A 17,008-nucleotide genomic window follows, 5' to 3' on the forward strand; every position below is an offset into this window, starting at 1 on the left:
TTCTAACTGGCGAAAATATGCCTACTCTAACTGGCGAAAATATGCCTACCGTAGTAATAAACTCTAAAAAATAAGAGGCGGGGTCGACTAAATTGACTTCAAAAGTATAGTCATCCAACGCTTTAACCGCAAAATCGTTATAATTTATTTTACCTTCGTTTATTTCTTTACCGTTTTTTATCATTTCCATCATAGAAGAATATTTAGCCGCCACTTCTGGATTAACGACTCTTTTCCATGAATATTCAAAATCATGAGCGGTCAATGGTTTTCCATCGCTCCATTTAGCGTTTGTTCTTAAATGAAATGTATAAAGTCTTCCGTCTTCGGATATATCCCAGCTTTCCGCTATCCCCGCTACCACATTGCCGTTTGAATCTATTTTGGTCAAACTTTCAAAAGCATGAAAGAGCATTGCGGAAACTACATTCAAAGTATTTAAATTAGGGTCTATAGTAAGCGGTTCGGCTCCCATATTTATAACTATAGTATCGCCCGACAATTTTGAATTATTTTTACAAGAAGTTATAAAAATAAAAGAAATAAATAATATAACAACGATTACCTTTTTCATTTTAAATCTCCGTAAATAAAATATTATCTATATTGTATTAAATTATAATATTAAAGTCAATATAAAAATTAAATATCTTTTGAATATTCGTTTTTAAAATAATCGCAATATTTTGAGACGCTACATTTATCGCATAAAGGATTTATAGGTTTGCACAAGTTTTGCCCGTATATAACCAAAGTGTCGTTGTAAACTCTCCAATATTCTTTTGGAAGTTTTTTTCTTAAAGCGAATTCGGTTTGTTCGGGCTTTTTTGTGGAAACATATCCGAATCTGTTCGATATTCGATGCACATGAGTGTCCACGCATATTCCGTCTTTATCAAAAGCTTCGGTAACCACTAAATTTGCGACTTTTCTTCCAACGCCTTTAAGTTTCAAAAGTTCGTCTATTTCATCGGGAACTTTTCCGTCATAATCTTCTATAATAATTTTAGAAACTTCCAAAATATTTTTAGCCTTCACTCTATAAAAACCTACGGGATAAATCAATTTCGCTATCTCGTCTTCGCTCAATTTAAGCATTTCTTTAGGATTTCCCGCTTTTTCAAATAATCTCATAGAAGCGTCTCTTGTGGCGGCGTCTTTTGTCCTTAAAGAAAGCATAGTCGATATTAAAATTTTGTAAGCGTCTTTATTTGTCGTTAGCTTAATTTCGGTTACTACTGGCATTGGCATACTTTTAGTAACTCTCAAAAGCTCTTTCATTATTTTATGTATATCTTTATCGTTCATAAAATCATTAAACCTAAAAACTATTCGAATAAATAAAAAAACGGAGAATTATTATTTACGAAAGGTTTTAATTCTAAAAATGTGAATTCTATTTCTATTATGCCTTTTGAATAATCCGCTATTTTATAAACGGGATAAATAAATTTTATCCCCGTTGGAGTTATATCGAAAGTGTCGCTCAATTCTATATTATTAAAATCAAAAAAATCTCTTTCCGCGTAATTCATTAATAATTTATTTTTCATTAAATTAATCAAATCCATATCTTTCGGGTTTGATATTAAATCGGATAATTTCGTTCCGATTCTGTTTCCGTTTTCTATCGAATAAATATAAGCGACAGATGTGTCAATTCCATGAACTCCGCCAGCGTAAGAATAATTATCTATAGAAAAAGATATTATTTTATTATCCAAATAAGATACTTTTATCTCTCGCTTTACCGTCATGTCCGTTTCTTCCGATAAATTATTTTTCCAATTATTGTAATCGGCTATTATTTCGTTATTAAGTATCGAGGCTATTCCGTCTTCGTCCAAAGACTTTACTCCGTCCACATCTATTGAAATTTTATCCAAAACTTTAGATTTTCTTTGATTTTCTATGACTATCGCGTCTCTGCTCGATTCGAACTTTCCGCTTTCTTCCAAATCTATATTTAACGAAGAATTGATAATAGTCGCTTTGCTTATGGAAGAAGAATCGTAGATTGAAAAGTTGAAATTGAATCTATTATTTTTATCTGACGACACCCAATTACCCGAAAAAAACATATTCTCCGAGACATTTCCGTTTAGAGACGCTATTTTATTATTATTTACGAATTCGTTAATATAAAAAGTGTCTCCGTTTATATTTCCGTTAATATCTATGAATTGCTTAATGCTGTCGTAATAATATTTGCCCGTTATTCTATTTCCTCTGATATAAAGATACATAGTTATAGCCGAACCGCCTATACTTCCTTTCATAAAATAAAATTCTTTTTTGGAAATATTCGGCGTTTGGCTAAAAGCTAAGTTATAACAAAATAAAAAAGCGAACGGGATTAAATATATAATCTTATAAATTATTCTATTTATTCGTTTCATAATCTTATATTATATAATCTTAAATTATAAATACAATATCCGATTTACTTATTTTGCGATATAATTAACTATTCTTGAAAATTTATCGGCAACTAAAGAAGCCCCGCCGACTAACGCTCCGTCTATATTCGGCATATTGAGTAAATCGTCCGCATTCTTTTCGTTTACGCTTCCGCCGTATAGGATTATTACATTATCGGCAATCTTATCGTTATAAATAGATTTCAAAGTTTCTCTTATCGTTTTATGAACATCGTCCGCATCTTGAGGAGTAGCCGTTTTTCCCGTTCCAATCGCCCATACAGGCTCGTAAGCTATTATAACTTTAGCGGCTTCGCTTTCGCTCAAACCTTGAAAATCTTTTTTTACCTGTCCGCTTACAATATCTGAAGTTATTCCTTTTTCTCTCTCTTCCAAATGTTCGCCAACGCATAAAACGGGAATAAGATTTTTATCCAAAGCTCTTTTAACTTTTTTATTTATAAGTTCGTCTTTTTCTCCGAATATGTCTCTGCACTCGGAATGCCCAATAATAACATATTCGCAGCCTACCGAAAGAAGCATATCCGCCGAGATTTGCCCCGTGAAAGCGCCTTTTTCTTCAAAATATAGATTCTGCGCTCCCAATTTGATATTAGTTCCTTTAATAGCGTTATGAACATCGCTTAAACAAGTGAAAGTCGGAGCTATCATAATATCTCTGTCTTTTGCGTCTTTAACCATATCTTTTAATTGAGAGACTAATTCCAAAGCTTCTTTATTGGTATTATTCATTTTCCAATTACCAGCTATAAATTTTTTTCTTGCCATTTTGTAATCCTTTTTTAATATTTTTTATTTTTGTTATTTAATTTTTTTATTTTTATTATTTTACTAAATTGCTTAAATCCTTAAAATTAGGAACTCTCGAATTTTCTATATGCGAGAATAAAGCCATTTCCGTAGTTATTATATTGACTCCCAATTTTCGCATTTGCTTCAATGCGATTTTTTTACTTTCGTTAGTTCTCGATGCGCAAGCGTCCGCAACGACATATACGGAATAACCGTTTTGAATCAAATGAAAAACCGTATAATAAACGCAAACATGAGTTTCGAGTCCGAATATTATAATATTCTTTTTATTAAGAGAATTAAATTCGTTTACAAAATCCTCAACTCCGAAAGCGCTAAAATAATCTTTGGAAAATATTTTATGGTTTTTAGGCAATTCTATTTTTGAATCCGTGCTTCCAAGTCCTTTAGGATACTGTTCGGTTACCAATACGGGAATATTGTATATTTCGGCGGTTTTTAGTAAAATATTCGAATTCTTTACCAAAGTTTCTTTATCATGCATAGCGGGTATCAATCTTTCTTGCAAATCTATGCATATAAATAAAGACTCTTCTTTGTTTAATATGGGTTTATTTTCTACTTTCATCGTTTACCTCGTTTATATGATTTATAATTTTATTATAATTATTATATCATAAAAAATAAAAAAGGGAAAACAATAAATTTTGCTTTCCCTTAACTTCTAATACAACAATAATCAATTATTGAGCTTGTTCTTGATTACCTTCTTCGGTATTTTGTTGATTATCCGCTCCCATTCTTCTTTGTTCCAAATCTCTCAATTCGGATATTTCGCGCATTTTTGCGGCTTCTATGGCTTGTCTTCTTTCGTTTTCGGTCCTTATTAATTGCCATGTGCCTTCATCGTCTATATCTTCTTCAAAATCTACTACGGCTAAATCATGTTCTACCGTAATATCTTTAACATAAACGATAAAATCTCCGCCTCTGGTATCTTTAGTTCTGTAGAAACATAAAGAGTCTATTTTTACGGAAGGCATCATTTTAGGGTAAAGAGGTTCTCTAACCAATATTCTATCGCGAACATTTGGAAGATACTCGCTATTTTCCCATCTCAATTGTCTCCAACCGCTGAAATAAACATTACCCATAGGATAAGACTTCAATACGCCAAGTTCATTTTGCAAATTGACGAAATAACTAATTAAATAATTTCGTCCATATACCCATGAACTTATCGACCTGATTTCGCCCACATTATGTATAACGCCTTTGCCTTCGGTATATTTAGTTCCTTCGGCTCCGCCATACATTTCAAGCTCATAACCAGGCTTAACCAACGCATAGCTGTTCCATGAGGCTACGGGAAAATGAACTCTAATTCCGAGAACATTTCCAGCTTCCCAAGTTCCGCCATTACCCTGACTTTCCGCATTTGTAACATACGAATTTCTGCGATTCTCCGTAAGTCTTGCGGACTCATTCAACCATACAACCCAATTATCGTTAAATATACTTTGTTGGGCTGTAATTAATTCATTCGTATCGCCATCTTCGCTTTGTAAGTTATCGGCATTACCAGTTATAACAAAATCAATCAAAGTTGAATTTGTCAATCCGTAAGCTGATGCGGCGATAAAAATTGAAATTAATACTGTGAATAACTTCTTCATTTACTGCACTCCTTATTCTAATTAATAGCATAATATAATTTAATTTTATACACTAATTTAATAAATTTGTCAAGTAAATTCTATAAAAAAAATAAGCCTATTATTCAAAATTTAAGAGAAAATTGAATAATTATGTAAACTATATTAAAAAATATGCTTAAAATTTAAAAATAAATTTATTATTTTTAATTCAATTATTATAAAATATTAAAAAAATTTTATTTAAAAAATTCGCTAAACGGATTTTTATTAAAAGGATTTTTGAATTTAAATTTTTTATCCGAACTTTTTTTACCGCTTTGAATATTCATTGGAGTGGCTTCGTCCAAACTCATCATCAATATTCCTACAACCGCGGAGTAAGCGGGATTATTCGCTATATCTCTTATTCCCAAAATTTTGTCTGGAACTCCTATTCTTGCAGATATTGGAATAGCTCCTTTTACCGCCGTTTGATAAGCCTTCGCAAGGTCAACTAATCCAGGAATTAACGCGCCTCCTCCCGTGAATACCATTCCAGCCGATAAAGAATCTATATATTTCATTTTTGCAAGTTCCTGTCCGCATAAACTAAATATTTCTTCGACTCTCGGCTGTATTATTTCCGTTAATGCTCTTTTTGGAATAGTTCTTAATTTACCGCTCGCTGTCGGAACTTCTATGATTTCTCTCTCTCCTATCATATCTATAAAAGCGTATCCATGGTCGCATTTTAATTTTTCGGCGGCTGGAATAGTAATTCTTAATCCTTTAGAAATATCGTTTGTTATATGATGACTTCCAATCGGAATAACCGCCGTATGCCAAACCGCTCCTTCCAAAAATACCATTAAAGAAGTTGTGGAATGTCCTATATCGAAAACGACAACCCCCAATTCTTTTTCGTCTCTCGTGAGAACGGCTTCGGCGCTTCCTCTAACATTTACTATAAAATCCCTTCCAGTGAATTTCATTTTATTCAAAGTTCTTCTTAAATTATCGCTCACATATTTGAGTCCCGTTATTATATGAACTCTCGTTTCAAGCCTTGTGCCTGACATTCCGATTGGATTTTTTATTTCGTCTTGTTCGTCTAAAGAATATTCCTGTTCTATGGTTTCTATTATTTCTCTATCTTGAGGTATCAATATATTTTTTGCGCTTTCCAAAACTCTTTCTATTTCTACATGTGTGACTTCTTTATTTTTATTATTGACTCCTATTACGCCTTTGCTATTTTTCCCTTGTATATGTTCTCCGCCTATTGTAGCTATTGGGTCTGGAGATTGAATGCCCGCCATTTGTTCCGCCTGATTAACGGATTTTTCTATAGCGTCCGCGGCGGCTTCTATATTTACAACGATGCCTTTCATTATTCCTTCGCTTTCGCTTTCGCCTATTCCTATGACTTCGATTTTATCGTCATTTACTCGAGCAATGACGGTTTTTATAGACGAGCTTCCCGCATCGATTCCCGCTATTATTGGTTCTTTCAAGTTTATACTCCTACAAATAGCAATAATAATATTATGTTAATATTGTCGGATAAATAAAAATTTTATTAATATTATTTTTAAATTTTTTAATATTATTAAATTAAATATTGCGCTTTGATTTTAATAATTGTTTTCTGAATTTATAAAAATATAAAAAAATTAACGACTTATAACCCATTTATCGTCTTCGTATTCCATAACGAAAGTTTGCCTCGCTTTGGAACTTGAATTTTCTACTCTATCGTAAACGGAAGAATCGACTTCTATATAAGCCTTTTTTCCTTCCAATTCCACAGAATAAACTTTATCTATCGTGGTTTCAAATTCAAAATCTAAAGAAGGCTCGGATAAAACATAATCGTCCGCGTCTTTTATATTTCTCGATTTATTAAGAATTTCTTTATATGCGGAAGAATAAAATTTTTCATAAGCCGTCCATACTCCGCTCGCATCGTAAGGCAGAGATAAAAATTCTTTTAAAGATTCCAACGCCAATTCTTTTAATTCGCTTTCGTTATATTTTTTTATTTCTATATTATTATCTTCTCCGCTTAAAATTATTTCGACTTTATTGTTGGAATTATTTTCATTTTTGGAATTAGAACAAGATAATATAAAAATCAAAAATATTATTAATAAATATTTAAACATTATAAGCCTTCCAATATTTCGTTTCTTTCGTTTTGAGACGGAGTTTCTTCTTTTTCTCTTATTCTCGTTTCGGAAGTTGTCGTTATATTATTCATGTTGATATATTTAATTATACTAGGTCTTTCAAGTATTATTCTCATATTTCCGTTTTGCCAAGCCACAGTATTCGCGTCCAAAAAAGCTCCTTTGCTATATTTAGAATTTAACGCCGATAAAAGTTCCAAAAAATCGACTTGATTCGGCTGAAAATATATCGTTATAGAGTAGAGAGAATCGTCTTTGAAAATAAAATATCCGCTTCTATAAAATCTATTTTCTTCCAAAGCCAAAAAGGTTGCGCTTTCTTCGGCGGTTATATCGACAGAACCAGTCATATATTTTCTTGGAAGTATCATTGTTCTATCGCTTAATATCGCGTTTATAGCGTCTTCTCTTGTCGCTCCCAAATTAATGTCTTTGAAGCCCGTAATCGGAGTTTGCGTTATCGCGGGCTTTCTTCCCATAACGGCATCGTTTGTAATTGAAGAATTTTCCCCCGTTGTCGTATTAGTATTTGCCGTAGTTTGATTAGGATTATATGCATCGTTGGTTGCATAATTTTGAGGAAACAAAAATTGGCAAAATAAAAACATAAAAATAAATATATATTTTTTCATAATATTATATTCCTAAATAAAAATCTATAATATATAATATCGACTATATTTTTATTTTCAAGTATAAAATTATTTATATTTAATTTATATTTAAATGTTAAATAAAAAATTTGAAAATATTTAAAAATATATTATATTATAGATATATGAAAAACAAAAGAATTACTATAGTATGCGGACATTACGGCTCGGGGAAAACCACTTTTTCTATAAATTACGCTCTTTATTTAAGAAATCAAATGGATAGAGATATTTATATTGCCGATTTGGATGTTGTGAATCCTTATTTTCGCTCGAGAGAACATTTTGATTATTTGAAAGATAAAAATATAAAAGTAATAGGAAGTTATTTACCTCAATCGGGAGCGGATTTGCCAGCCGTTTCTGCGGAAGTATATACATTATTTGAAAATAAAGATATTATAGGAATAGTAGATATGGGCGGAAATTCTGCGGGAAGTTTGTCTTTTGCAACTTTCAGAGATAATGTGGATATTGAAGAAACGGATATTATATTTGTCTTAAATGCAAACAGAAAAGAAAATTCAACTTTAGATTATACTTTGGGACATTTTAATAATATAGAAGCGACATTAGGACTCAAAATAACAAGCATAGTAAACAATACTCATTTAATGAACGAAACTTCATTAGACGATATAATTAAAGGCGAATCGATGGCGAGCGAATTATCGAAAGAAAAAAATATTCCCGTAAAATTTACATGTTTAAATATGGATTTTTTCGATAATAATCCTAACATCAAAACTAAATACGATTTATTTATAATCGGTTACGATATAAAGAGAGCAATAAATATTATATAGAGACGGACTTAAATTATGGATTATAAAATAAAAAAGTTATACGAGATAGCGCCGATGCTTTCGCCGAGCATATACGAAACTATATTTTATAATCAATATCAAGGAAGAGCGGATAAAGAATCTCTTATATTGGATAACGAAGTTTTTGAAAAATATTATATTGACGAAAGTATTTATAGAAATTTTTTATTTGCAAATTCGACAAGATTGGGAAAAGCGCTTAATTATTTGGGATTAAATCAAATGCATAACGCTATAATAAAAAATATAGAATTAAAAGAAAATAAATTACAAATAAAATTATTCGATGTCGGAATAAACAGTTTGGCGAACGCTTTGATAGAATTGAAATCGCTTAAAGATATAAAAATCGAACCTTTTTACATTGATATATTATTTGACAATATCGATTACTGCTCGAATCATTATTTAGACAAAGACGAAATACTTGTTCCCACAAAAGAAGACATAAAAGAAAGCGTATATATTCAAGACCAAATAACTTATATCGGAAAAGACGAAATAGAAATAGTAATATCGTTGGAAAAAGAAAAATCCCAAAACGAAAACAATAAATTAAGATATTATATGCTGAAATGCAATTGCATAAATATAATTGACGAAGCGAAAGAAATTTGGACAAAAATATTCGGCGGAACTAATTTCAATATGCTATACGATTATTATATTAATCTTAGAAAATCGAGCAAAATAATACTTGAAAAAAATGTTTGCTTTGGAATAATACAAAAATACGAACAATTTATATTGGATTTGGACTTTTTATAAAACATAATGAACGAAATAAAAAATCTTCTTATACATTCTCCCACTTGGCTTGGCGATATTGTGATGTCGATGCCCGCTATTTACTTGATAAAAGAAAAATATAAAGATATTAAAATTACCGTTATGACAAAAAAATCAATGTTTGGGATATTTGAAGCAAGCGATTTAGTCGACAATATTATAGAATTAAAAAATTTTCCAAGTTTGAGAAAATATAAATTCGACACGGCGATTTTATTTCCAAATTCTTTTGAAAGCGCGTTTAGAATATTCGGACATGGAATAAAAAGAAGAATCGGATATAAAGCGGATTATAGAAAATTTTTACTCACAGATGCAATTGAAAGAGAAGAAGTGAGATGGATTCACACGGCGGATTATTATATTAATTTGCTTAAAGCGATTGACATAAGCGAAGAGCGTCCTAAAATTAAATTAAAAGTAAAAGAAGAAATTTTAATTAAAGCGAAAGAATATTTGAAAAAAGTAAATCCCAAAAATAAAAAAATATTCGCTTACGGAATCGGCGCTACAAACAGCTATGGCAAGATTTGGAGAGAAGAATATTTTGCCGAAACTTCAAATTATCTTTCAAAAAAATACGATGCGATAACTTTATTTATAACGACTCCCGCAGAAAAAAAAATACAAGAAAAAATTTCTTCTATGCTAAACGAAAAACCGATAATTCCTTATTTTGGACTCGATATGATAGCCGCAATTTTAAGTTTATGCTCGGGTTTTATCGGAAACGATTCTGGGGCGATGCATGTAGCTTCGATTGTAGGAATTCCTACGCTCGCTTTATATTTTGCCACTCCTTCCTATCAAAACTCTCCAATCGGAATAAACAGCCATTTAATAGAAAAAAAAATAGAATGCGCTTTTTGCGGCGGTAAAGAATGCAAAATCGGAATTTTTGAATGTAGAGAGGTTATAAAGCCAGAGGAAGTTATAAATAAATTTGAGAGTATAATTATTAATAATTAATAAAAAACAAAAATAGTTATGCATAATAAATATGCATAACTATTTTATATTATGAGAAAAGTATTTGATGGAATCTTATTGATTACTTGCGGTTTGCTGTTCCCTCATTAACTGCATAGCTTCGTCATAAGTTATATACTCGGATTGAGGGTCATACTGTCCGCTTCTTTGCTCTCCGTTCAAACTCGGTATAATCAATCTCTGTCCTGGCAATATCAAGTCTGGATTATTCGGGTCTCTCAATATATTTCTATTCGCTTCGTAAATTCTATACCATTGAATAGGATTATTATATATATAACTATATCCAGCTATTCTCCATAAAGCGTCCGTCAAAGGAACTCTTCTAACGACTATATAATATTGAGGAAGAACGGTTATTTTTCCTTCGGTATTAACGGGTTGGTTAGCGGTAGTTCCTCCATCTATTATTTGTCCCGTTTCGTTTCTTCCCGCTCCTCCTATAACCACATCGCCGTCTCCAGTCCTTCTAGGTCCTCTTTCTTGTATGGCGTTTAGAGATTGATTCGCTTGTTGCATCTTATCTCTTGCCAAAGCGCTGTTATTTTTATTTAAAGCGTCCTCGGCTTCGGCTATAAGTTGAGATAGATTTTTATCTTCATCGCTGTCTCTGGTTATATATCCTTCGTTAATTAATCTTTCCCGTCTCGTTTTCAATTCTTCTAAATTTCTTAAATCTTCTTCTCTTTCGATAGCGGAATTTCTATCGGCAACGATTTTATCCATATTGTTTGACGCCGCTATGGCTCTATCGCTTGCCGTTTTTGGGTCGTTTTGCAGAACTCTATTGGCTTCGTTCAATAATGCCGAAACGCTTTTATCGTTATTATCGCCTTTTACTATGGTATTATCGCCGATTAACGCATCATATTTCTTTTGAGCGTTCGCTATATCGTTTTTCGCTTTCGCTATGGCGTCCGACTTTGCTTTAGCCTCCGCTCTCGCTTTAGCCTCTGCGTCCGCTTTGGCTTTTGCCGCAGCAGCCGCCTTCGCTTTTGCTTCGGCTTCAGCTTTTGCCTTTGCAGCGGCTTCTGCTTTACTTAACGCGGCTAACGCGGCGGCTACATTTTGTTGCACGCTTGCAAAATTATCGTTTTTTAACGCTTCGTCCGCTTTATTTAAATAATCTGCTATAGCTTTACCGTTAGCGTCTCCCGCCGTCAATACTTTAGCGTTTAATGCGGCGTTATATTTCGCTTTCGCGTCCGCTACGGTTTTTGTGGCTGTCGTTCTCTCTCTCGTCAAATAACCTTCCTTTACCGTATTTGCAGAGGCGAGCGCATTGCTATAAGATAAATAAACGGTATTAAAATCGTTGGATGCGATTAAAAAATCTTCTTCGTTTTGAGCCATATTGTCCGAAGAAGGCAAAGAATCTATAGAATTATTGCCTTCATTGAAATATCTAACCGCTTCTTCGTATTTCGCTCTAAATTGATTATCGCCAGAAGCTCCCAATTGATTGATTTCGGTTATAGATTTATCGGCATCGTTTTTTGCCTTATTTATTCTTAAATTCATTAATCTATAAAACAACTCTATTGTCGTTTGGTCTATAGAATCGGAAGCCTCTTGAGATTTATCGTAAGATTTTTGATATTCTCCGTCATTTTGCAAAGTTTCCGCTTCTTCCGTTATTCTTGCCGAATCCTCGTAAGTTTGAGCGAATAAAACGGACCAACTGAAAGATATTAAAGCTATGAACGATATTATTTTTTTTATATTCATTTTAATTTCTCCTTAAATTAAATTTTTATAAACAATTTATTGTTGTTCTTTTTCCAATGTTTCTATTTCTTTAACCATACTTTCCAAATTGGCAAGTCTTTCTTTTACTTTAGTTAAAGCTTCATCGCTTTTATCAAAATCTTCTTTAACTTTATTATACAAAGTCAAATAAGCCTCTTTGGTATTATATAATTTTTCAACCAAGACTTTATAATCTTTATTTTCGTTTTCGGCATTATAAAGAGAATCGGCTTCCTGATACATAGTTTCGGCTTTATTGTATTCGTCCGCATACATAATATTTGCCTTTATATTTTGAGCGTTCGTAAAAGATTCGTCCATTTGCTTTTTTATAATCTCCGAATAAGGCTCGAGTCCTTTATCCATTACCAAATTATAATTGGTTTCGGCTTCCAATAATAATTGTTTAGCTTTTTTGGCTTCGTCTTTATTTTCCTCTTTCATTATAATGTCCGCTTCCGCATAACCTTGTTCGGCTATATCGTAGTCGCTTTGAGCGAAAGTTTTAATTTCGGTATATTTATTAACCGTGTCTCTTAAAGCCGTTACCCTTTGATATTCTTTTTTTGGAAGTCCGCAAGAGACAACCGACAAAACGAATATCGTAATAAAAATCTTTTTGAATTTAAAATTTTTGGAATTCATAATTAGATTAATCCTCCGTTTTTTTATATTTAGATTAAAACCATAAATTATATAATAAATAAAAAACTAAATTATTTTTTTTAATTATATTAAATATATACAATTTATAATATGTTAACAATATTATAATAATTAAATAAAGTCAAGTCGTTTTATTTATAAATTCCAAAAAAATTTAAAAAAATTAACATAACTACTTGACAATATCGTTATTTTTGACTATAATATATAAATAACATATAAACAACTTACAAAAAGGATGGGACTATGGTAAAGATAATTTCAAAACAAGAAGCCTGCGATTTGATTAAAGACGGCTCGGTAGTGATGTTTGGAGGGTTTTTAGCATGGGGTTCTGCATGGGAGATTACGGATTTGCTTGCAGACCAAAACAAAGTAAAAAACCTAACTCTCGTTGGAAACGACACAGCTTTTGCCGACAAATCTTACGGTAGGCTTATGACCAATCGTCAAGTTTCTAAAGTTATAGTTTCGCATATCGGAACTAACACCGAAACGCAAAAACAAAACAATAACAAAGAAATCGAAGTCGAATTGGTGCCACAAGGAACTTTAGCCGAAAGAATAAGAGCGGCTGGAGCTGGTTTGGGAGGCGTATTGACTCCTACGGGTATAGGAACTCTTGTAGAAGAGGGCAAGCAAATAATCGAAGTTAAAGGCAAGAAGTATATTCTTGAAGAACCTTTATACGGAGATATAGCGCTTGTTTATGCGGATAAGGCGGATAAATACGGAAATTTATTCCACCATGGCGTTACGAGAAACTGGAATATGATAATGCCTATGGCTTGTAAAACCGTTATAGCCGAAGTAAAAGAAATAGTGGACGAGTTGGACCCCGACAATATAACCGTTCCTTGCGTATTCGTGGACTATGTGGTTAAAAGCGATTACGACTATTTGGCTAAAGGACTTAAAAAGGCTTAAAAGGAGAGAAAATCATGGCAGAATTATCAAAAGAAAAAACAAGAGAAATTATAGCCAAAAGAGTGGCTAAAGAACTTAAAGACGGAGACTTGGTTAATTTGGGAATAGGATTGCCTACGGAAGTAGCAAACTATATTCCCGATGGAGTCGAAGTTTTACTACAATCGGAAAACGGTATGGTAGGAATGGGACCTACGCCCGAAAAAGGAAAAGAAGACCCTAATGTTACTAACGCTGGCGGCGGATTGGTGACTTTGCTTCCAGGCGGAGTTTATTTCGACAGCTTTACTTCTTTTACGATAATAAGAGGAGGACATGTTGACGCTACGGTTTTGGGAGCTTTGGAAGTGGACCAAGAAGGCAATTTGGCAAACTGGATGGTTCCTGGTAAATTGGTTCCTGGTATGGGCGGCGCTATGGATTTGGTAGTCGGAGCTAAATTGGTTATAGTCGCTATGGAACATACGGTTAAAGGAGCTAAAAAAATACTTAAAAAATGCACGCTTCCTCTTACCGCTAAAAATCAAGTCAATATGATAGTAACGGAAAAGGGAGTTATGAAAGTAACCGATAAGGGATTGGAACTTACGGAAATATTTTCAACTTCGAGCATAGAGGATATAAAGGCAAATACCGATGCGGATTTGATAATAAATAATCCTAAACAGGTGGATGTCGATACTTTATAAATCAAAAAATAAAATCGTCATTACGAGGCGCAGCCGAAGTAATCCAAAATAATAGATTGCTTCGGGTTTCACCCTCGCAATGACAAATAATAATAAAATAACAAAAAAATACAAATAACGGAGAGAAAAATGAGTAACACTAAAAAGAAAAGAGGTATAATCGAAGGGCTGGCGCATGCATCGACAATGGTGATGCAAAAATTTCTGCCCGATGCTTATATTTTTGCCGTAATACTGACAATTATAGTATTCGTAGCCTCAATGATATTTACTAAACAAGGTTTTATTGGATTAGTAGGACATTGGGGTAAAGGCGTATGGAGTTTGCTGGCATTCAGTATGCAAATGGTTTTGGTATTGGTAACAGGGCATGTTTTAGCTTTGTCGCCTCCATTCAAAAAACTTTTAGACCATCTGTCAAATATTCCTAAAACTCCAGCTCAAGGAATAGCTTTGGTAAGTATAATTTCATATACGGCTTGTATATTGAATTGGGGATTCGGTTTGATTATTGGAGCGATATACGCGAAAGAAATTGCAAGAAAAGTGAAAGGTATAGACTATAGACTTTTAATAGCTTCCGCATATTCTGGATTCGTTTTGTGGCATGCGGGTTTTTCGGGTTCTGTTCCTTTGGTAATAGCTGGCGGAGATTTATCGGCAACGGGAGGTTCTTTGACTCAAGCCGTTCCCGTAAGTCAAACTTTATTCTCTCCTTACAATATATTTATTGTAGTGGGAATGTGGATTTTGCTTCCGATTATAAATGTTTTGATGCATCCTAAAAACGAAGAGGATGTATTCGTTATTGACCCTGCATTGATAGGAGAGTTAAAAGTTGATGATGTAGCTAAAGACGACCCTTATAAATTAAAGCCTAAAAGCGGACTTTATTTTTCAGCCGTTTCAAAAGAAGAGTTTGCAAAAATGACTCCAGCGGAAAAATTGGAAAATAGTTGTTTTGTAAACTATATTCTTGCAATATTAGGATTTGCTTATATAGTTTATTATTTTGCCTCTTCTGGAAAATTCGATTTAAATTTGAATATTGTAAACCTTATATTCTTAATGCTCGGAGTTCTTCTTCATAGAACGCCAAGAAGTCTAATAGACGCTTTCGGCGAAGCAAGTAAAGGAGCATCTGGAATAATATTGCAATTCCCTTTATATGCTGGTATTATGGGCATGATGACGGGAGTTAATGCGGACGGATTATCGCTCGCTCATGTAATAAGTAATTTCTTCGTTCATGTATCTACGGTAAAAACTTTCCCGTTATTCACATTCTTAAGCGCGGGAATAGTAAATTTATTCGTTCCATCTGGCGGCGGACAATGGGTTGTTCAAGGACCGATTATGATGCCCGCGGGATTGGAAATCGGAGTTGACCCTGCAAAAACGGCGATGTGTATAGCTTACGGAGACAGTTGGACAAATATGATTCAACCGTTCTGGGCTTTGCCTGCGCTCGGTTTGGCTAAACTTGGAGCGAGAGATATTATGGGTTATACTTTAATAGTTCTCATTGTGAGCGGATTAGTCATAGGAGCTGGGGTATTCTTCTTATAAATTGAGCATATCCTTTAAAATTAATTTTACAAATGCGGGTTGTCGTTAATTCGGCATCCCGTATTTTTTATTAAAAGTTAATAAATTTAATATTGACTTATTAATCTAAAAATATATACTAACTAATATATATTTAATTTAGGAATTAATATGTTTCAAAAGGCTAAAATTTTTAATAACGGAAATTCTCAAGCCGTTCGTTTGCCGAAAGAATTTCGTTTTGAAGGCAAAGAGGTTATTATTCGTAAAGTTGAAAACGGAGTTTTGATTATGCCAGAAGATAAAAATATATGGGAAAGTTGGTTCGATAATTTGGACGAATTCTCCGAAGATTTTACAAAAGTTTTAAATAGCAGAGATTTCAATCAAAATACTCAAAAACGAGAGGATTTATTTTGAAAAAGTTAATGCTTGACACTAATATTTGCATTTATATTATCAAAAATAAACCTTTAAATGTTAGGAAAAAATTTGAAAGTTATAATTTTGGCGAAATTGCAATATCGAGTATTACGGTGGCAGAACTTTATTACGGAGTTTATAAAAGCGTTAAACGAGAACAAAATTTATTGAGTTTGAATAATTTTTTATCTCCGTTTAATATTGTGGAATTTGATATTGAATGCGCTTTGGTTTACGGAAAAATAAGAACGGAACTTGAAAGTAAAGGACAAATTATAGGTTCTATGGATATGCTTATTGCCTCCTGCTCGCTTGCAAAAGATTTTACTCTTATCACAAATAATTTGAAAGAATTTAAACGCATAAAAGGTTTGAAAATTGAAAATTGGATTTAATTATAATTTATATCGGCTTATAATTATTTTAAAATTTTATTTATGCGGGTTGTCGTTAATTCGGCATCCCGTATTTTTATGAGTTTTAATAATATATTTTTCTAATCTAAACTATTTTAATATTTTTTAATTTTAGTCTTAATTTACTAATATAGTATTTTGACAAAGGAATAATTTTTTGGTATAATGTTATTATGAAAGATAATATTGAAGTAAAGAAATTAAGCGATTTATTTGCTCGATACTTACTCGGAAAAAATGGAAACGAAGATTTGCTCGAGAATTTAGTCAACGCAACTTTAAGCGATTTCAATTTTGAGGAAGTTAAAGAT

Annotated in this window: 19 protein-coding genes; 8 read left to right on the forward strand and 11 right to left on the reverse strand. The window is 32.6% G+C overall.

The window, feature by feature from the left end; translation table 11 throughout:
- From EZH24_RS00775 to EZH24_RS00815, 9 genes are all read right to left on the reverse strand, one after another.
- Positions 1–574: ABC transporter substrate-binding protein (locus EZH24_RS00775; protein ID WP_236847024.1), on the reverse strand; the 574-nt coding region annotated here is incomplete at its 3' end.
- 68 nt (positions 575–642) lie between these two features.
- Positions 643–1,308 carry an endonuclease III domain-containing protein gene (locus tag EZH24_RS00780; RefSeq protein WP_137997230.1) on the reverse strand — a complete coding sequence of 222 codons (666 nt, stop codon included), beginning with the start codon at positions 1,306–1,308 and terminating at the stop codon, positions 643–645.
- Positions 1,309–1,328: 20 nt separating this feature from the next.
- On the reverse strand, positions 1,329–2,279 hold the full coding sequence (locus EZH24_RS00785; protein ID WP_236847025.1) for a DUF3298 and DUF4163 domain-containing protein: 951 nt from the start codon (positions 2,277–2,279) through the stop codon (positions 1,329–1,331).
- A 168-nt stretch (positions 2,280–2,447) separates the two neighbouring features.
- A complete protein-coding gene (tpiA, locus tag EZH24_RS00790) occupies positions 2,448–3,209 on the reverse strand; it encodes a triose-phosphate isomerase (RefSeq protein ID WP_137997231.1) in 762 nt (253 codons plus the stop codon).
- Positions 3,210–3,264: 55 nt separating this feature from the next.
- Entirely contained in the window at positions 3,265–3,822 is a 558-nt protein-coding gene (locus tag EZH24_RS00795) for a hydrolase (protein ID WP_137997232.1), read from the reverse strand.
- 115 nt (positions 3,823–3,937) lie between these two features.
- A complete protein-coding gene (locus EZH24_RS00800) occupies positions 3,938–4,870 on the reverse strand; it encodes a flagellar filament outer layer protein FlaA (protein WP_137997233.1) in 933 nt (310 codons plus the stop codon).
- A gap of 218 nt (positions 4,871–5,088) precedes the next feature.
- Positions 5,089–6,345, reverse strand: a complete 1,257-nt coding sequence (gene ftsA / locus EZH24_RS00805) for a cell division protein FtsA (RefSeq protein ID WP_137997234.1) — start codon at positions 6,343–6,345, stop codon at positions 5,089–5,091.
- A 159-nt stretch (positions 6,346–6,504) separates the two neighbouring features.
- Complete coding sequence (locus tag EZH24_RS00810; protein WP_137997235.1) at positions 6,505–6,996, reverse strand: hypothetical protein; 492 nt, start codon at positions 6,994–6,996, stop codon at positions 6,505–6,507.
- Positions 6,996–7,652, reverse strand: a complete 657-nt coding sequence (locus EZH24_RS00815; protein WP_137997236.1) for a hypothetical protein — start codon at positions 7,650–7,652, stop codon at positions 6,996–6,998. Before EZH24_RS00815 ends, EZH24_RS00810 begins: the two co-directional genes overlap by 1 nt.
- A gap of 146 nt (positions 7,653–7,798) precedes the next feature.
- On the opposite strand from EZH24_RS00815, the gene EZH24_RS00820 reads away from it, so the two are divergent.
- Genes EZH24_RS00820 through waaF form a run of 3 tightly spaced genes read left to right on the forward strand, consistent with a single transcriptional unit; the run spans position 7,799 to position 10,258 of the window.
- Complete coding sequence (locus tag EZH24_RS00820) at positions 7,799–8,479, forward strand: ATP/GTP-binding protein (RefSeq protein ID WP_137997237.1); 681 nt, start codon at positions 7,799–7,801, stop codon at positions 8,477–8,479.
- Positions 8,480–8,494: 15 nt separating this feature from the next.
- A complete protein-coding gene (locus EZH24_RS00825) occupies positions 8,495–9,268 on the forward strand; it encodes a hypothetical protein (protein WP_137997238.1) in 774 nt (257 codons plus the stop codon).
- Positions 9,269–9,274: 6 nt separating this feature from the next.
- Positions 9,275–10,258 (forward strand): lipopolysaccharide heptosyltransferase II, encoded by a 984-nt coding sequence (gene waaF / locus EZH24_RS00830; RefSeq protein WP_137997239.1) that lies wholly within the window; start codon positions 9,275–9,277, stop codon positions 10,256–10,258.
- Between the two features lie 75 nt (positions 10,259–10,333).
- On the opposite strand, the gene EZH24_RS00835 is transcribed toward waaF, so the two are convergent.
- Entirely contained in the window at positions 10,334–12,007 is a 1,674-nt protein-coding gene (locus tag EZH24_RS00835) for a LysM peptidoglycan-binding domain-containing protein (protein ID WP_170310817.1), read from the reverse strand.
- Between the two features lie 36 nt (positions 12,008–12,043).
- Entirely contained in the window at positions 12,044–12,673 is a 630-nt protein-coding gene (locus EZH24_RS00840; protein WP_137997241.1) for a hypothetical protein, read from the reverse strand.
- A 267-nt stretch (positions 12,674–12,940) separates the two neighbouring features.
- On the opposite strand from EZH24_RS00840, the gene EZH24_RS00845 reads away from it, so the two are divergent.
- The 5 genes from EZH24_RS00845 (at position 12,941) to vapC (ending at position 16,676) form a co-directional block, all read left to right on the forward strand.
- Entirely contained in the window at positions 12,941–13,621 is a 681-nt protein-coding gene (locus EZH24_RS00845) for a CoA transferase subunit A (RefSeq protein ID WP_137997242.1), read from the forward strand.
- 14 nt (positions 13,622–13,635) lie between these two features.
- Positions 13,636–14,310: a 3-oxoacid CoA-transferase subunit B gene (locus tag EZH24_RS00850; RefSeq protein WP_137997243.1), complete on the forward strand. Its 675-nt coding sequence runs from the start codon at positions 13,636–13,638 to the stop codon at positions 14,308–14,310.
- A gap of 129 nt (positions 14,311–14,439) precedes the next feature.
- Positions 14,440–15,879: a short-chain fatty acid transporter gene (locus EZH24_RS00855; protein ID WP_137997244.1), complete on the forward strand. Its 1,440-nt coding sequence runs from the start codon at positions 14,440–14,442 to the stop codon at positions 15,877–15,879.
- A 150-nt stretch (positions 15,880–16,029) separates the two neighbouring features.
- On the forward strand, positions 16,030–16,278 hold the full coding sequence (locus tag EZH24_RS00860; RefSeq protein ID WP_137997245.1) for an antitoxin: 249 nt from the start codon (positions 16,030–16,032) through the stop codon (positions 16,276–16,278).
- The gene (gene vapC, locus EZH24_RS00865) at positions 16,275–16,676 is read left to right on the forward strand and encodes a type II toxin-antitoxin system tRNA(fMet)-specific endonuclease VapC (protein ID WP_137997246.1); all 402 of its coding nucleotides are present in this window, start codon (positions 16,275–16,277) and stop codon (positions 16,674–16,676) included. The genes EZH24_RS00860 and vapC overlap by 4 nt, the downstream gene beginning before the upstream one ends.
- Positions 16,677–17,008: the final 332 nt, after the last annotated feature.

This window comes from Brachyspira catarrhinii, assembly GCF_005518285.1.
In the GTDB taxonomy this organism is placed as follows: Bacteria; Spirochaetota; Brachyspiria; order Brachyspirales; family Brachyspiraceae; genus Brachyspira; species Brachyspira catarrhinii.

Excerpts from the sequence above, each read along its gene's own strand:
- EZH24_RS00780 (WP_137997230.1), bottom strand. The coding sequence starts at position 1,308 with ATGAACGATAAAGATATACATAAAATAATGAAAGAGCTTTTGAGAGTT.
- EZH24_RS00785 (WP_236847025.1), bottom strand. The coding sequence starts at position 2,279 with ATGAAAGGAAGTATAGGCGGTTCGGCTATAACTATGTATCTTTATATC.
- tpiA (WP_137997231.1), bottom strand. The coding sequence starts at position 3,209 with ATGGCAAGAAAAAAATTTATAGCTGGTAATTGGAAAATGAATAATACC.
- EZH24_RS00795 (WP_137997232.1), bottom strand. The coding sequence starts at position 3,822 with ATGAAAGTAGAAAATAAACCCATATTAAACAAAGAAGAGTCTTTATTT.
- EZH24_RS00800 (WP_137997233.1), bottom strand. The coding sequence starts at position 4,870 with ATGAAGAAGTTATTCACAGTATTAATTTCAATTTTTATCGCCGCATCA.
- EZH24_RS00810 (WP_137997235.1), bottom strand. The coding sequence starts at position 6,996 with ATGTTTAAATATTTATTAATAATATTTTTGATTTTTATATTATCTTGT.
- EZH24_RS00815 (WP_137997236.1), bottom strand. The coding sequence starts at position 7,652 with ATGAAAAAATATATATTTATTTTTATGTTTTTATTTTGCCAATTTTTG.
- EZH24_RS00820 (WP_137997237.1), top strand. The coding sequence starts at position 7,799 with ATGAAAAACAAAAGAATTACTATAGTATGCGGACATTACGGCTCGGGG.
- EZH24_RS00825 (WP_137997238.1), top strand. The coding sequence starts at position 8,495 with ATGGATTATAAAATAAAAAAGTTATACGAGATAGCGCCGATGCTTTCG.
- waaF (WP_137997239.1), top strand. The coding sequence starts at position 9,275 with ATGAACGAAATAAAAAATCTTCTTATACATTCTCCCACTTGGCTTGGC.
- EZH24_RS00835 (WP_170310817.1), bottom strand. The coding sequence starts at position 12,007 with ATGAATATAAAAAAAATAATATCGTTCATAGCTTTAATATCTTTCAGT.
- EZH24_RS00840 (WP_137997241.1), bottom strand. The coding sequence starts at position 12,673 with ATGAATTCCAAAAATTTTAAATTCAAAAAGATTTTTATTACGATATTC.
- EZH24_RS00845 (WP_137997242.1), top strand. The coding sequence starts at position 12,941 with ATGGTAAAGATAATTTCAAAACAAGAAGCCTGCGATTTGATTAAAGAC.
- EZH24_RS00850 (WP_137997243.1), top strand. The coding sequence starts at position 13,636 with ATGGCAGAATTATCAAAAGAAAAAACAAGAGAAATTATAGCCAAAAGA.
- EZH24_RS00855 (WP_137997244.1), top strand. The coding sequence starts at position 14,440 with ATGAGTAACACTAAAAAGAAAAGAGGTATAATCGAAGGGCTGGCGCAT.
- EZH24_RS00860 (WP_137997245.1), top strand. The coding sequence starts at position 16,030 with ATGTTTCAAAAGGCTAAAATTTTTAATAACGGAAATTCTCAAGCCGTT.